At 70.4% G+C, this 14,423-nt stretch carries 13 protein-coding genes; 8 read left to right on the top strand and 5 right to left on the bottom strand.

Annotation, left to right across the window (positions count from 1 at the left end; translation table 11 throughout):
* Window positions 1–41: 41 nt before the first annotated feature.
* The gene (locus QRN26_RS08215; RefSeq protein ID WP_082455718.1) at window positions 42–761 is read left to right on the top strand and encodes a TetR/AcrR family transcriptional regulator; all 720 of its coding nucleotides are present in this window, start codon (window positions 42–44) and stop codon (window positions 759–761) included.
* A gap of 66 nt (window positions 762–827) precedes the next feature.
* Window positions 828–1,343 carry a CarD family transcriptional regulator gene (locus QRN26_RS08210; RefSeq protein WP_056005325.1) on the top strand — a complete coding sequence of 172 codons (516 nt, stop codon included), beginning with the start codon at window positions 828–830 and terminating at the stop codon, window positions 1,341–1,343.
* A gap of 115 nt (window positions 1,344–1,458) precedes the next feature.
* Here QRN26_RS08210 and QRN26_RS08205 read toward each other — a convergent pair whose 3' ends face one another.
* A complete protein-coding gene (locus QRN26_RS08205; RefSeq protein ID WP_056777259.1) occupies window positions 1,459–1,854 on the bottom strand; it encodes a hypothetical protein in 396 nt (131 codons plus the stop codon).
* Window positions 1,855–1,921: 67 nt separating this feature from the next.
* On the opposite strand from QRN26_RS08205, the gene QRN26_RS08200 reads away from it, so the two are divergent.
* Window positions 1,922–2,761, top strand: a complete 840-nt coding sequence (locus QRN26_RS08200; protein ID WP_285036187.1) for a siderophore-interacting protein — start codon at window positions 1,922–1,924, stop codon at window positions 2,759–2,761.
* A 19-nt stretch (window positions 2,762–2,780) separates the two neighbouring features.
* Here QRN26_RS08200 and QRN26_RS08195 read toward each other — a convergent pair whose 3' ends face one another.
* Window positions 2,781–3,779, bottom strand: a complete 999-nt coding sequence (locus QRN26_RS08195) for an NAD(+)/NADH kinase (protein WP_285036184.1) — start codon at window positions 3,777–3,779, stop codon at window positions 2,781–2,783.
* Window positions 3,780–3,938: 159 nt separating this feature from the next.
* Between QRN26_RS08195 and QRN26_RS08190 the strand changes: the two genes are divergently transcribed.
* The gene (locus tag QRN26_RS08190) at window positions 3,939–4,712 is read left to right on the top strand and encodes an alpha/beta hydrolase (protein WP_502927373.1); all 774 of its coding nucleotides are present in this window, start codon (window positions 3,939–3,941) and stop codon (window positions 4,710–4,712) included.
* Window positions 4,713–4,757: 45 nt separating this feature from the next.
* On the opposite strand, the gene QRN26_RS08185 is transcribed toward QRN26_RS08190, so the two are convergent.
* Window positions 4,758–5,219, bottom strand: a complete 462-nt coding sequence (locus QRN26_RS08185) for a DUF3817 domain-containing protein (RefSeq protein ID WP_285036182.1) — start codon at window positions 5,217–5,219, stop codon at window positions 4,758–4,760.
* 197 nt (window positions 5,220–5,416) lie between these two features.
* On the opposite strand from QRN26_RS08185, the gene QRN26_RS08180 reads away from it, so the two are divergent.
* The gene (locus tag QRN26_RS08180) at window positions 5,417–6,466 is read left to right on the top strand and encodes an LLM class flavin-dependent oxidoreductase (protein ID WP_285036180.1); all 1,050 of its coding nucleotides are present in this window, start codon (window positions 5,417–5,419) and stop codon (window positions 6,464–6,466) included.
* Between the two features lie 33 nt (window positions 6,467–6,499).
* Here the strand turns inward: QRN26_RS08180 and QRN26_RS08175 are convergent, their stop codons facing one another.
* The gene (locus QRN26_RS08175) at window positions 6,500–7,723 is read right to left on the bottom strand and encodes a sensor histidine kinase (protein ID WP_285036178.1); all 1,224 of its coding nucleotides are present in this window, start codon (window positions 7,721–7,723) and stop codon (window positions 6,500–6,502) included.
* A gap of 103 nt (window positions 7,724–7,826) precedes the next feature.
* On the opposite strand from QRN26_RS08175, the gene QRN26_RS08170 reads away from it, so the two are divergent.
* The gene (locus tag QRN26_RS08170) at window positions 7,827–8,558 is read left to right on the top strand and encodes a response regulator transcription factor (protein WP_285036176.1); all 732 of its coding nucleotides are present in this window, start codon (window positions 7,827–7,829) and stop codon (window positions 8,556–8,558) included.
* A gap of 18 nt (window positions 8,559–8,576) precedes the next feature.
* Here QRN26_RS08170 and QRN26_RS08165 read toward each other — a convergent pair whose 3' ends face one another.
* Complete coding sequence (locus QRN26_RS08165) at window positions 8,577–11,021, bottom strand: ATP-dependent DNA ligase (RefSeq protein WP_285036174.1); 2,445 nt, start codon at window positions 11,019–11,021, stop codon at window positions 8,577–8,579.
* 111 nt (window positions 11,022–11,132) lie between these two features.
* Between QRN26_RS08165 and ku the strand changes: the two genes are divergently transcribed.
* Both ku and QRN26_RS08155 read left to right on the top strand, forming a co-directional pair.
* The gene (gene ku / locus QRN26_RS08160) at window positions 11,133–12,104 is read left to right on the top strand and encodes a non-homologous end joining protein Ku (RefSeq protein WP_285036172.1); all 972 of its coding nucleotides are present in this window, start codon (window positions 11,133–11,135) and stop codon (window positions 12,102–12,104) included.
* 131 nt (window positions 12,105–12,235) lie between these two features.
* The gene (locus QRN26_RS08155; RefSeq protein WP_285036170.1) at window positions 12,236–14,419 is read left to right on the top strand and encodes a RecQ family ATP-dependent DNA helicase; all 2,184 of its coding nucleotides are present in this window, start codon (window positions 12,236–12,238) and stop codon (window positions 14,417–14,419) included.
* Window positions 14,420–14,423 lie beyond the last annotated feature (4 nt).

The following is a 14,423-nucleotide window of genomic DNA, read 5'->3' as shown; positions in this document are numbered from 1 at the left end:
TCTCGGACAGCTGTCCGAGAAGTCGTGGTACACTGGCCTGAATGCCTCGCACATCAGGAGTATCCGCCCTCGGTGTCGAGCAGTCCACCTCCGGCCGTCCCACGAGCCTGTCCGTCGAGCGTCTCGCTCCGGTCCTCAGGGTGACGGGCGATCCTCGCGCCGAGCGGACGCGCCAGACGATCTTCGACGCCGTTGCGACCATCCTCGCCGGTCGTCCGGAACGCGTGTCCGTCGGCGACATCGTCCGCGTCGCCGGCATCAGTCGCAGCTCGTTCTACGCGCACTTCTCGAGCCTCGACGACCTCACCGCGGCCTACCTTCGCCTGCAGTTCGCGGGGCTCACCGCTCCCGCCACCACGCGACCGGTCGGCGAGCGGGCGAGCAGCCGCGAGCGCGCCGAGGACGCCTACCGTCGGCTGGTCGGCCAGCTCCTCGAGGACGCACCGCTCTACTCGAGCGTGCTCGAGCTCCCCGTCGCCCGTGCGGTCTTCGACGCGCTCGTCGGTGAACACGCCGACCACCTGGTCGCCGCCTTGCTGCAGCGCACCCGGGTCCCCGCCGGCATCCCGGTCGAACTGGTCTCAGCGTACGTCGCCGGCGGCACGCTGTCGCTCGTCGACGGTTGGCGACACGGCCGCATCGACGTCTCCGACGACGAACTCGTCGACTCCCTGGTCGCCCTCCTGCCCGCGTGGCTGCTCGAGGAACGACCCACCGGTGCATCGCCGCCGACGCAGACCCCCGAATCATCCGGCAGCTGAACGCGCCGGAGCACGACGACGCCGGTGCGAGAGCGCCGGTGACGACCTGAGAAGAGAAGAGGAACCATGCAGTTCATCGTTGGAGAGACCCTGGTCTACCCGCACCACGGAGCGGTCACCATCACCGAGTTGTCGAAGGTGACGATCAAGGGTGTCGAGCAGGACGTCATGACGCTCCGCGTGCACACGTCCGAGCTCACCATCAAGCTGCCGATCGCGAACGCCGACCTCGTCGGTGTCCGTGACGTCATCGACCACGACGGCGTCCAGGCCGTCTACGGCGTCCTGCGCGAGCCGTTCGTCGAGGAGCCCGGCAACTGGTCGCGCCGCTACAAGGCCAACCAGGAGAAGATGGCGAGCGGCAACGTCCACCGCGTCGGCGAGGTCGTCCGCGACCTGTGGCGCCGCGACCAGGACAGCGGTGTGTCTGCCGGTGAGAAGCGCATGCTGCAGAAGGCCCGCCAGGTGCTCGTCTCCGAGCTGGCCCTCGCACAGGCGATGACCGACGAGGAAGCCTCCGCCGGCCTCGACGAGGTGCTCGCCTCCTCGATCGCGACGCCAGAGGCCGTCGCAGCCAAGTAGTTCGGTTCCAGCAGAGCGCCCCTCCGGACCGGAGGGGCGCTCTGCTGCATCACGGGTCGGACGACGGCGCGGGTGCTCCGTCGGCGCGGAGAACGTCGCAGTCGATGGCCTCGGGTCAGTTGCCGCCGCCTGAGACGATCGCCAGGACACCGACGATAGCGATGGCGATGATCGGACCGAACGACAACACCGTCTTCGCGATCGTCCAGGCGCGGTTCTCGCGCTCGGGAGCCGGTAGTTCAGCCGCCGAGACGTACACCGGAGCCTGCTCGCCGTCACCGGAGGCGGCGCCGGTCAGCTGGAGGACCCGCGAGTCGTCCCAGGCGCGGCCGTCGAAGTGGACCTGGCGTTCGTCGTCCGTCGGGTGGGGGTACCAGCCGGCGGCTTCCGTCTGCGCCGGCTTGTCCCGCTGGAACCGCAACACCCGTGACTCGCCCCAGGCCTCACCGTCGAAACGGAGTTCCTTCGTCGGGTCGTCGGGGTTCGGGTACCAGCCTGCGGTCGTAGCCATTGATCCAGTATGACAGCGGGATCCGCCCTGCCGAGACCCAGCGATCGACGGCAGAATGGAGACAATCATGACGACGACACCGCGACCTCGAGCCCCCCGCCCGCAGACGATCCTCGAGGTGGTCCGCACGGCCTGGATCACACCGCACCTGGTGCGCCTCACTCTCGGCGGACCCGGATTCGCCGATTTCCAGCCCAAGGACGCCACCGACAGCTACGTCAAGCTGTACTTCGCGAAGCCCGAGCTCGGCCTGGAGCCGCCGTACGACCTCACCGCGTTGCGAGCGACCCTCGCGCCGGACGACCTCCCCGTCACCCGCACCTACACCGTGCGGCGTGTGGACACCGGAGAGCGCACCATCGACATCGACTTCGTCGTGCACGGCGACGAGGGGCTGGCCGGACCGTGGGCGGCGGCCGCCCGACCGGGGGACCGCGTCGTCCTCGCCGGCCCGGGCGGTGCCTATCGCCCCGATCCGACCGCCGACTGGCACCTGTTCGCCGGAGACGAGTCCGCGGTCCCGGCGATCGCCGCAGCACTCGAGGTCCTGCCGCCTGAAGCGACGGGGCTCGCGTTCATCGAGATCGGTGGCCGCGACGACCTCATCGAGCTCGACCGCCCGGCGGGTGTGCAGCTCATCTGGGTCGGGCGTGCCGCTCGCGACGAGTCTGCGGCGGCCCTCTTGGCCACCGCCATCGCCGGTCACCCCTGGCCCGCCGGCCGCGTCCAGGTGTTCGCGCACGGAGAGCGCGAGTCGATGAAGGCCCTCCGCGAGTTGTTCCTCGCCCAGCGCGGGCTCGACCGATCGCAGCTCTCGCTCTCCGGGTACTGGGCCTACGGCCGGACCGAGGACCGCTTCCAGGCGGAGAAGCGCGAACCGATCGGGGTCGTCCTTCCGGCCTCGTGACGCTGGCGCCGACGAATCGTCAGTGCGACGGATCGGCCGGCTTGTTCCTCGACCTCCGGACCCGGGACGGTCGTTCGACCCTCGCTCGGATGTCGGGCGGGACGAGGTCGAGCAGTTGATCGCGTCTGAGGGGCAGATCAAGCAGGCTGAGCTTCATCCTGCCCTTGCGGGAATGCCGGCTCGGATCGAGTCGGACGACGTTCGCCGCATCGCGGACCAGCCGGACGGAGACGACCGCACCGCCGGCGACGTCCGCCAGCACCTGGCCGTCGATCTCCACCGCGGCCTGCTTCGTCGCCGCGCCGATCGAGAACTGCAGGCGCTCGGCCGGGCCGAGGATGAACGAGCGGTCGATGCCGGACATCGGTGCCACCGGCGTGACGACGGTGGCCGCCACGGCGGGGGAGAGGACCGGACCGCCCGCGGCGTAGTTGTAGGCGGTCGAACCGGTCGGGGTGGCGACGACGATCGCGTCGGCCTTGAAGTACCCGTACGCGGTCCCGTCCACCGCGAGGTCGGCCATGACGACCCCGGTCCCGGGCCGGCGCGCGATGGAGATGTCGTTGAACGCCAGGAGGTGGGTGACGTCGTCGCCGGTGGTGATCGTGACCTCGAGACCGTGGTGGGGCTCGAGCGAGAACTCGTGGTCGCTGACCCGCTGCAACGCCGCCGCCAGCGCGGTCGGCTCGACCTCCACGAGGAAACCGACGTTGCCGTAGTTGACGCCGAGCACCGGTGCCGACCTGCCGGCCAGCAGGCGCATCGCTCCGAGCATCGTGCCATCGCCACCCATCGCCACGGCGACGTCCACCGACGAGGCGAAGGCGTCCTCGTCGAGCAGCTCGACGTCGTCGCCGAGGCGGTTCGCCTCCGAGCGGAGGCCGACGAGGCGCGCGCCGTGCTCGAGTTGCCAGGCGCGGAGGATGCGGACGGAGTCGTCGATGTTCTTCGTGGGGTGGGTGATGAGGCCGATCGTCATCGACGGCCCGGCCGGATGCTTCGTGCGAGTGGTGGTCACCCGACGAGCATAGGCCGACCGCCTGACAGCCGGATCGGGAGGTGCGGCGGTTGTGGAACGGCCCTGTGGAGACGGGCTGCGTCGCTCGATCGACGTTTGGGATACTGGAGGGCACCGTCCACCGTGACCCTCGCGGGACGAGGTGCGCGGAGGAACCACATGAGCGACACCAGCGGCCAGATCGGGCGACCACTGCGGACCGGGCGACTGAAGACCACGCTGCTCGGCGTGCTGGCTGCGCTCGTCGTCCTGGTGCTCGGATTCGTGGTGTGGACGCAGATCGTGATGCCGGGGACCCGGTCCGCCGCGCTCGAGGTGTGGGAGGACCCGGCCGTCTCCGTCACCGACGTGGGTGACGCCATCGTGCTCGCACCGACGGGCGATGCCGAGGTTGAGGCCTCGGGGACGGGGCTCGTCTTCATCCCCGGAGCGAAGGTCGACCCGTACGCCTACCTCCGCAAGCTGTCCGGTGTGGTCGAGGAGGCGGGGGCGACGGTCGTGATCACGAAGCCGACGCTGAACCTGGCCTTCTTCGATCAGCGCTCCCTCGAGACGTTCACCGCGGCGGCTCCCGACGTCGACACCTGGTTCGTCGGCGGCCATTCCCTCGGTGGCGTGCGGGCCTGCCAGCTCGCCGAGGACCCGGCGGTGGCCGGCCTGGTGCTGTTCGGCAGCTACTGCGCGAACGACCTCTCGGAGGCTTCGCTCGCGGTGCTGAGTCTCTCGGGCAGCGACGACGGTCTGAGTACGCCTGAGAAGGTCGCCGACGCACGCGTCCGCCTTCCGGCCGACGCGACGATGGTCGAGATCGACGGTGCGAACCACGCCAGCTTCGGCGACTACGGTGTGCAGCCCGGCGACGGCGAGGCGGCCATCTCGAGCGATTCGGCGCGCGCGGCGATAACCCGCGAGTTGGTCCGGTTGCTCGGCTGACCCCGTCGTCGGGGTTCAGGTCGTGCGGTACCGGTCCGTCGGTGGTCAGGCCTTCGGGACCGGAGGCCCGACGACGAGGAGCGCGGTGAACACGGCGACGACCGCGAGGCCGCCGACGACCAGGAGCAGGACGGGGTGGCGGACGAGCCAGCGGGTCGCGCGGTCGAGGACCCGCTGGTCCCGCGGGTCCGAGCTGGCCTCACGTCGCCAGGCGCCGTCGAGTCGACCCGTGCGATCCGCCCAGATGTCGAAGGGGATGGTGGCGTAGGGCACGACAGCGCTCACGAGACCGGTGAGGATCGTTCCGACGCTCCAGCGTTGGTTGATCCCGATGAGGAGCACGGTCGCGCCGTAGACGAGGAACACGAAGCCGTGGAGTGACCCGCCGATGCTGACGCCGAGCTCGGTCGTCTTGGTGCCGTACTTGAGGATCATCCCGACGATGAGGAGGGTCCAGGTGATCGCCTCGGCGATCGCGATCAGGCGGAAGAGGCGGCGCGGCGACACAGGGGCTCCAAGGCTCGGGGTGCAGGTCTTCCAGCTTGTCAGGGACGGCTGGGAGGGGCCTCCCAGGGAACGTCGCGTTCTGGCACCCTGGAGTCGTCGGGAATAGTCGCCACACGGACGAGGTTCTCCGATGTGTATGCAAACGTATACAACCGTCGCGATCGCCCGCGGCGAGCCATACGACGTTGGAGAGCCCCATGACCACATCCCTCGAGTTCGGCATCGACACCTTCGGTGACGTCACGGTCGACGCCGACGGCACGCCGTTGTCACAGGCCCAAGTCCTCCGGAACGTCGTCGAGCAGGGGGTGCACGCGGAGGCGGTCGGCCTCGACTTCATCGGCGTGGGGGAGCACCACCGGGAGGACTTCGCCGTCTCCTCACCCGAGATCGTGCTGGCGGCGATCGCCGCGAGGACCGAGCGCATCCGCCTCGGATCGGCCGTCACGGTGCTGAGCTCCGACGACCCGGTCCGCGTCTACCAGCGGTTCGCCACGCTCGACGGCATCTCCGGCGGACGCGCGGAGGCCATCCTCGGGCGGGGTTCCTTCACCGAGTCCTTCCCGCTCTTCGGGTACGAGCTCTCCCAGTACGAGGAGCTCTTCGAGGAGAAGCTGGAACTCTTCGTCGCGATCCGCGAGCAGGAGCCGGTCACGTGGTCGGGGAAGACGCGTGCGCCGTTGCGCGAACAGTCGGTCTACCCCCGGGTGGAGCACGGCAAGCTGAAGACCTGGGTCGGTGTCGGCGGGAGCCCGGAGTCGGTCGTCAGGACGGCTCGGTACGGACTGCCGATGATGCTCGCGGTCATCGGCGGCGGGCCGCTCCGGTTCGCGCCGTTCGTCGACCTGTACCACCGCGCGCTCGCCCAGTTCCAGCTGCCGACGCAGCCGGTGGGGATGCATTCGCCGGCTCACATCGCCGAGACGGACGAGCTTGCGCAGGAGCAGTTGTGGCCCCACTACCGGGCGATGATGGACCGGATCGGTCGTGAGCGAGGGTGGAGCCCGATGACGCGTGGCCACTTCGAGCAGGAGGCCGGTCCGGAGGGTGCGCTGTTCGTCGGATCGCCGGAGACCGTCGCGCGCAAGGTGGCGACCGCGGTCGACGGCCTCGGTCTGTCGCGGGTGGACCTGAAGATCAGCAACGGTTCCCTGTCCCACGAGCACCTCATGGACAGCATCGGGCTGTACGGCTCCGAGGTCGTCCCGCGCGTGCGTGAGCTCCTGGCGGACAGCTCGGCCGCCTGATCCGGTCCGTTCGGAACCCGCGTCCCGACCGCCTCAGCGGGCGGCCGGGACGCGATAGGGCATGCTCAGCCGGAGGACGGCGCCGCCCTCGGGCGCGTCGCTCGCTGCCGAGCTGACCCGGAGGGCTCCGCCGAAGGCGGCTGCGCGGCGGTCGAGCTGGAGCAGACCGCCGGCCGGTTCCGCACCGTCGAGGAGCCCGGTGCCGTTGTCGAGCACCCGCAGCTCGACGGTCCCACTCGCCGCCGGAGCACCGTCGTCCTGCGACGCCGGCGTCGCGATCCGCAGCTCGACGACGAGCCGGTCCGCCGCACCGTGGGTCAGCGCGTTCGTCACCCCCTCTTCCAGGGTCCGCACGACCACGGCGCGTTCCGCCGTCGTGAACACGTTGTCGATCGGGTCGTCGAGGAGGCGGAACTCCGGCGAGACGTCGAGGGTGGTGGTGATCGACGGCGGCAGGCGCTGCAGGATCGCGCGGATGCTCGGTGCGATGCCGACCTCGAGCAGTGGTGGGGACAGCAAGCGGCTGAGCTCTCGGACGTCCCGTTCGCGCACGGTGTGGAGGTCCTCGCCGAGTGACCGCAGCCGCCGGGTCGCGTCGGAGACGGCTGCAGCGCCGTCGCGTTCGAGCGCGGCCGTGACGGCGGCGAGCTGCGCGCTGATCAGCACGAGGTGCTGCTGGAGGGTGCCGTGGAGGCCTTCGGCGACCTCGCGCTTCACGCGCAGCTCCTCGCTCTGCAGCGATTGGAGGGCGACGTCGGCGCGATGGCGTTGGTCGGCGTGGGCACGTTCCTCTTCGCGTGCGCGCCGTCGTGCCGCGCTCAGACTGAACCCGAAGGTGGCGCACACGGCGAGGGCGATCGCCGTGGTCCCGGTCTCGACGAGGACGGTCTGCAGGCTCGGATCGCGGTAGACGCCGAGGAGGAGCTGCAGGCCGCTGCGCAGCAGGCCGGTCGCCAGCGCGACGAGGAGGACACCGGCGAGCACCTTCGGGCGCCACCACTCGTGGAGGGAGGGACCCCATCTCGACCAGAGCAGCAACGCGAGCACGATGATCGCAGCGCTCAGGGAGACGAGGTTCGCGGTGACGCGCTCCACGAGCATGCCGCGGGTGCCGCCGGGCGCGACCCACGTGTAGATGTAGACGCTCTGGAAGGAGACGGCGAGTCCGAAGACCGCGGCCATGGCGCCGCTTGCGGTGATGAAGGCCCGACTGTCGCGCCAGCGCTCGGCGCGAGCGGTGAGGGCCTCCTGGGTCATGGCTCCATTCTGACCTGCCGCGTGGTGCGACGGCGGCATCTCCGGGCGGAAGTCGGGAGCTTCCCCCTCGGACGACGAGCCGTTCATCCGGGATACTCGGACCATGCACCACCAGCCGCAGCCCGACCGCTCGTCCGCCGTCCCCGTGGTGGGCGCGGCGACGCTCGACGTCGCGCCGGCCGTCCCGCTCCGGGTCGGAGTCGTCGAGGACCAACCGCTGCTCGGCGGGATGCTCGCCGATCTGCTCCGGGGGACGCCGGGGGTGACGTTCGTCGGTCATGCCGCCACCGTCGCCGAGGCGCGGGGGACGTTCCTCCCCGGGACGGTCGACGTCCTGACGATGGACATCGAGCTGCCGGACGGCAACGGGGTGAGTCTCGGCGTCTCGCTGCGTCGCGCCCAGCCGGGTCTCGGGATCGTCCTGCTGTCGGCCTACGACCTGATGGACATGCTCCTCGAGATGCCGGCAGACGTCAGAGACGGCTGGAGCTACCTCTCGAAGACCTCGTCCCTCACCCGCGACGTCCTCCTCGAGGCCATCCGCGTCTCGGCGCGCGGCGAGACGATGTTGGACCCGGAGCTCGTCGACCGCGCGCGGCCCCGTGCGGGTTCGAGCCTCGAGTCGCTCACCGATCGCCAGTACGCCGTCCTCCAACTGCTGGCGACCGGTCGCTCGAACACGGGGATCGCTACCCGGCTCGGGATCGCCGAGAAGTCGGTGCAGAACCATCTCACGGCGATCTACGCCGCGCTCGGGATCGAACACGACGCCGCGAGCAACCCGCGGGTGTCCGCCGTGCTCGCGCTCCTCGCCGAGTCAGGACGACTCGCCTGAGCCGGGGCGGTCGACCGCTCACCGGCCCCGATCCGGCACCTCGAGGTCGTCGACGGCGCGGTCCGGACGCCAGCCGCGCCAGACCGGATGCCTGAACCGGCCGTCGGGGGTCCATTCGCTGAACCGCACCTCACCGATGAGGACGGGATCCAACCAGTTCGCGTCGGCGGCATCGGCCGGTGGCACGCCCAGCAGTGACGTCGACGAGCGCGCCAACCGTTCGAACCGCACGGCGGTCGCGGCGAGCTCCCGGTCGGTGAACCCGCTGCCGACCCGCCCGGCGTAGTGCAGGAGACCGTCGGGCCCCGGCACGCCGAGGAGGAGCGATCCGATCCCACTCGTGCGCCCACCACGTCCCGGTCGCCAGCCCGCGACGACGACCTCCTCCGCCCGCTCATGCTTGAACTTCATCCACGTGCTGCTCCGTCGACCCGGCCGGTAACGACCGTCGAGTTCCTTCGCGACCACCCCCTCGAGCCGGAGCGCCCGGCTGACCTCGAGTGCATCGTCCAGGGAACCGTCGATCCGCGGCGGAACCTGCACGACCGCACCGGATCCGACCGTCTCCTCGAGGAGTTCGCGGCGCTCACGGTAGGGCAGTCCCGTCCGGTCCTCGTCGTCGAGGGCGAGGAGGTCGAACACCAACAGGCGGACCGGCGTCAGCCGGCGCTCCCGATCGACGTCGCGGTCCGAGGTCAACTGCATGCGTCGCTGCAGCAGCGAGAAGTCGGGACGGCCGTCGGCCCCGGACGCGACGATCTCGCCGTCGAGGACGACGTCGCGATCCCCGAATGACGCCCCGAGCTCCTCCACCACCTCCGGGTAGGCCGCGGTCAGGTCCTTGCCGTTGCGGCTCGACAACCGCACCCGCCCCGTCGCACCGTCGATGCTCGCGATCGCACGGATCCCGTCCCACTTCATCTCGAACGCCCACGACCCGTCGTCGACGACCTCTCCGAGAGCGGCCGGGCTCGCGAGCATCGGAGCGGGGACCTCGCGCGAACGCGCCACCGGCGGAGCCGGCGGATCGCCTGGAGCGCGCATCCGGTGGATGAGCCAGGAGGGCGCGTCCCGCCCGGAGTCGCCGGCGGTCCGGATGAGCGCGAACCGTGCCGGGCGCTCCAACGGACCACCCGGCCGCCCGTGCAGGGTCGCGATGACCTCGTCGTCCCGCCACTTCTCCAGCTCGTAGGTGCCCGCATCCCAGATGGTCACCTCGCCCGCCCCGTACTCGCCGGCCGGGATGGTGCCCTCGAAGCTGCCGTACTCCAGGGGATGGTCCTCGGTGCGGACGGCCAGACGGTTGCTGATCGGATCCGTCGGGACACCCTTCGGCAACGCCCAGGACACGAGCACCCCGTCGTGCTCGAGTCGGAAGTCATGATGCAGCTTCCGTGCTTCATGCCGCTGGATGACGAACGACGGTGCCGTCCCCGCAGCCGACGGTGGCGGGGACGCCTCCGGAACCGGCTCAGGCGTCCGCGAAGCATCGCGTTTCCGCCGGTACTCCGAGAGTCGATCCTCGTGCTCCGACGGCCTGATCGTGATCGACGGACGGGGATCGCCGAGCACCGACAGCGGATCGACACCGTCGGCCAGCCGTTCGAGCACCTCCGGGAACTCCAACTGGGAGAGCTCGGGATCGTCGAGCTCGTCCCACGACCGCGGCGCCGCGACCGTGGGACGCAACCGACCCCGCAGGGAGAACGGGGCGATCGTCGTCTTCGACCCGTTGTTCTGGCTCCAGTCGACGAACACCTTGCCCCTGCGTCGATCCTTCGCCATCTCGCTCACCACGAGCGTCGGCGCATCCGCCGCGAGCGCCCGAGCGAGTTCATGCGCCACGAGCGACACCTCGTCCGAACGCTGCCGACCGTCCAACGCCGCATAGAGGTGGATCCCCTTGCTGCCACTCGTCACCGGGACCGGTTCAAGCCCCATGTCGACCAACACCGCGCGTGCCATCCGAGCGACCCCGGCGCACTCGGCGAGCGACACCCCCTCACCAGGGTCGAGGTCGAGCACGAGCCGGTCGGGAGGACGGCGCTCGCCGGACCGGTCGAACCGCCACTGCGGCACGTGCAGTTCGAGCGCGCCGAGCTGTGCCAGCCAGGTGAGCGTCGCGAGGTCGTCGACGACCGGGTACTCGTTCGTGTGATCGCTGTGCTCGATGGGGAGACGCTGCACCCAGTCCGGCGCCGACGCGCCCAGGTCCTTCTGGAAGAAGCCGGACTCCGGCGCTTCGGCCGTCCCGACACCGTGCACCCAGCGTTTCCGGGTCACCGGTCGGTCCGCCACGTGCGGCAACAGATGCGGTGCGACGGCCGCGTAATAGGCGAGGACCTCCGCCTTGGTCGTGCCCGTCGCAGGATAGAGGACCTTGTCGAGATGGGTGAGCTGGATGCGCCGACCGTCGACGGTCACCCACTGCGCCCGCGCGCCGCCGGAGCTCGTCCTCGCCATGGCGCCCAGCCTGCCGTCCGAGCCCGTCAAGGGCTAGCCCTTGACGCCGGTCCGGGTGTCTACTGGTGCGATTGACGGCGTGGGCCGACCCGCCGACGGACAGGAGAGGTCATGCGCGCGATCTGGAAGGGCGCCGTCACGTTCGGTCTCGTCAACGTCCCGGTGAAGGTGTACAGCGCGACGGAGGACCACGACCTCTCGCTGCACCAGGTGCACGACGCCGACGGCGGGCGTATCCGGTACCAGCGCAAGTGCGAGGTCTGCGGCAAGGTCGTCAGCTACGACCACATCGACAAGGCCTACCAGGACGGCGAGCAGACGGTGGTCCTCACCGCCGACGACCTCGCGTCGCTCCCCGAGGAACGCAGTCGCGAGATCGAGGTGGTCGAGTTCGTGCCGAGCGACGACCTCGACCCGATCATGTTCGACCGGAGTTACTTCCTGGAACCGGACTCCTCCTCCTCGAAGGCCTACGTCCTGCTCCGGCGGACGCTCGAGGAGACCGACCGCACGGCCATCGTGCGGTTCGCCCTCCGCCAGAAGACGCGACTCGGCGCCCTCAGGGTGCGCGAGGACGTCATCCTCCTGCAGACACTGCTGTGGGAGGACGAGGTCCGCGAGGTGCGGTTCCCGGCCCTCGAGGAACGAGTCCGCATCTCCGCCAAGGAACTCGAGATGTCGGAGGCGCTCGTCGAGTCCTTCTCGTCCCGCTTCCGTCCCGACGCGTTCGTCGACGAATACCAGGCACAACTCCGGAAACTCATCGATGCGAAACTCGAGCAGGGCGACGCCCTCGACACCGCCGCCACCTTCGGCGAGCAGCCCGAGCCCGACGACGACACGGGTGCCGAGCCGATCGACCTCATGGAGGTGCTGCAGCGCAGCATCGACCGGCAGCGAGGTGGGAAGGACCCGAAGGCCGACACCGGGTCGAGTGGTTCCTCGAAAGCCCCCTCGTCGAAGACCACGACGTCGAAGAGCACGACCTCGAAGCGCAGCACGTCGAAGCGCAGCACGACCAAGGCCGGATCGTCGAAGGACGAACCGTCGTCGACCCCGGCCAAACGCAAGAAGAGCGCCTGATCCACCTCCCACCGGTCGGAGGAGCGCGACCTCCGGGGAAGCCCTCCTCCACAGCGACCACGCACCGGCCGGCCCACCCACCATCGCCACCGCAGCGACCAGCCGTCGGCGGCTCCTGACAGACTTGCCACATGTCCGACGTCAGCGCGCCAGCCCCCACCCACCACGAAGCCACCACCACCGGGTCGGTCGCTGAAGCGACGGCGGCGCTCGCCGCTCTGACGGGCGTTCCGGGAGCCCGGTTCCACGATGGCCAGCTCGAGGCGATCCTCGCCCTCGTCGACGAGCACCGTCGCACCCTCGTGGTGCAGCGCACCGGTTGGGGCAAGTCGGCCGTGTACTTCATCGCGACGGCGCTGCTCCGTCGGCGGGGTGCCGGTCCGACGCTGCTCGTCTCACCGCTCCTCGCCCTCATGCGCGACCAGGTGGCCGCGGCGGCGCGTGCCGGTGTTCGGGCGGTCGCCATCAACTCGGCGAACGCTCATGAGTGGGACGACGTCCGCGCGCAGCTGGACGCCGACGAGGTCGATGTGCTGCTCGTGTCGCCCGAGCGGCTCAACAATCCGCGCTTCCGCGATGAGCAGCTCCCGACCCTGGTGGCTCGAACCGGCATGCTGGTGGTCGACGAGGCCCACTGCATCTCCGACTGGGGTCACGACTTCCGCCCCGACTACCGGCGGCTGGCCGAGCTGATCGGTCGTCTGCCGGTGGAGGTCCCGGTCCTGGCGACGACCGCGACGGCCAACGCCCGCGTCGTCCGCGACATCGCCGAGCAGCTCACCGCACCAGCCGCTTCCGGCTCCACGGCGGCAGAGGTCCTCACCATCCGCGGTTCCCTCGCGCGGGCGTCCCTCCGGCTCGGCGTGCTCCGGCTCCCGGAGTCCAGGGACCGCCTCACCTGGTTGCTCAGCCACTTGGACGGACTCACGGGGTCCGGCATCATCTACACCCTCACCGTCTCCGCCGCGGAGGACACCGCGCGGCTGCTGCGCGAGGCCGGTCACGAGGTCCGGGCCTACACCGGCCGGACCGATCCCGACGAACGCGAGGAGTCCGAGCGGCTCCTCAAGGAGAACCGGCTGAAGGCCCTCGTGGCGACGAGTGCGCTCGGGATGGGCTTCGACAAACCCGATCTCGGGTTCGTCGTGCATCTCGGCGCGCCGTCATCGCCGGTCGCGTACTACCAGCAGGTCGGGCGAGCCGGGCGCGCGACGGAACACGCCGACGTCCTGCTCCTGCCCGGAGCGGAGGACGAGGAGATCTGGCAGTACTTCGCGACCGCGTCGATGCCTGACGAAGCTCGGGCCACGGCCGTCCTCGACGCGCTCGACGATCGGCCACGGTCGACCCCGGCACTCGAAGCACTCGTCAACCTGCGCCGGACCCCGCTGGAACTGCTGCTTAAGGTGCTCGACGTCGACGGCGCCGTGCAGCGGGTCGCCGGGGGATGGGTCTCCACCGGTGAGCCGTGGGTGTACGACCGCGAACGGTACCGCCGGATCGCCGAGGCGAGGGTCGCGGAACAGCAGGCGATGCTCGCCTACGAGCGCGGCGAGGAGTGCCGGATGCTCGTGCTCCAGCGCGAACTCGACGACGCGACCGCCGAACCCTGTGGACGCTGCGATCGGTGCGCAGGTGCCTGGTTCCCCACCGAACTCGACAGCGCAGCGGCCGCCTCGGCTTCCGAGGCGCTCGGGCGGGTCGGTGTCGAGCTCGAACCTCGAGCGCAGTGGCCGACGGGTGCCGGCAAACTCGGCGTCACCACCGACGGAGCACCGGTCAGCGGCCGCATCTCGCTCGAGGATCGTCTGGAACCGGGCCGGGCGCTCGCGCGCTTGACCGATCTCGGCTGGGGCGGCGTCCTCCGTGAACTCTTCGCCGCCGGCGCGGCGGACGCCCCGGCGTCCCGCGCGGTGATCGACGCGAGCGTCCGGGTGCTCGCCGACTGGCCGTGGGCGAGGCGACCGGCCGCGGTCGTGAGCGTCCCGTCACGATCACGTCCGCAACTCGTCGACTCGGTCGCCCGGGGTATCGCCTCGCTCGGACGACTGCCCTACCTCGGTGAACTGGACGTCGTCGGCGACGGCCCTCGCGGAGGGCCCGGCGGGAACAGCGCCTATCGGCTCGCCGGCGTCTGGGACGCGTTCAGCGTCGGTGCCGAACTCCGCACACAGCTGGCGACGCTCGAGGGCGCGCCGGTGCTGCTCGTCGACGACCGGGCGGACAGCCGATGGACGCTCACCGTCGCCGGACGGGCGCTCCGGCTCGCGGGCTCCGGCCCGGTCCTCCCGTTCGCCCTCGGCATCGTGGGCTGAGCCC

It is taken from the genome of Plantibacter sp. ME-Dv--P-095, assembly GCF_030209365.1.
Classification (GTDB): Bacteria; Actinomycetota; Actinomycetes; order Actinomycetales; family Microbacteriaceae; genus Plantibacter.
This window is presented reverse-complemented; position numbering and strand designations above follow the sequence as displayed.

Coding starts and splice junctions, on each gene's coding strand:
- ku (WP_285036172.1), top strand. CDS start 11,133: ATGCGCGCGATCTGGAAGGGCGCCGTCACGTTCGGTCTCGTCAACGTC.
- QRN26_RS08190 (WP_502927373.1), top strand. CDS start 3,939: ATGAGCGACACCAGCGGCCAGATCGGGCGACCACTGCGGACCGGGCGA.
- QRN26_RS08165 (WP_285036174.1), bottom strand. CDS start 11,021: ATGGCGAGGACGAGCTCCGGCGGCGCGCGGGCGCAGTGGGTGACCGTC.
- QRN26_RS08175 (WP_285036178.1), bottom strand. CDS start 7,723: ATGACCCAGGAGGCCCTCACCGCTCGCGCCGAGCGCTGGCGCGACAGT.
- QRN26_RS08210 (WP_056005325.1), top strand. CDS start 828: ATGCAGTTCATCGTTGGAGAGACCCTGGTCTACCCGCACCACGGAGCG.
- QRN26_RS08170 (WP_285036176.1), top strand. CDS start 7,827: ATGCACCACCAGCCGCAGCCCGACCGCTCGTCCGCCGTCCCCGTGGTG.
- QRN26_RS08155 (WP_285036170.1), top strand. CDS start 12,236: ATGTCCGACGTCAGCGCGCCAGCCCCCACCCACCACGAAGCCACCACC.
- QRN26_RS08180 (WP_285036180.1), top strand. CDS start 5,417: ATGACCACATCCCTCGAGTTCGGCATCGACACCTTCGGTGACGTCACG.
- QRN26_RS08200 (WP_285036187.1), top strand. CDS start 1,922: ATGACGACGACACCGCGACCTCGAGCCCCCCGCCCGCAGACGATCCTC.
- QRN26_RS08215 (WP_082455718.1), top strand. CDS start 42: ATGCCTCGCACATCAGGAGTATCCGCCCTCGGTGTCGAGCAGTCCACC.
- QRN26_RS08205 (WP_056777259.1), bottom strand. CDS start 1,854: ATGGCTACGACCGCAGGCTGGTACCCGAACCCCGACGACCCGACGAAG.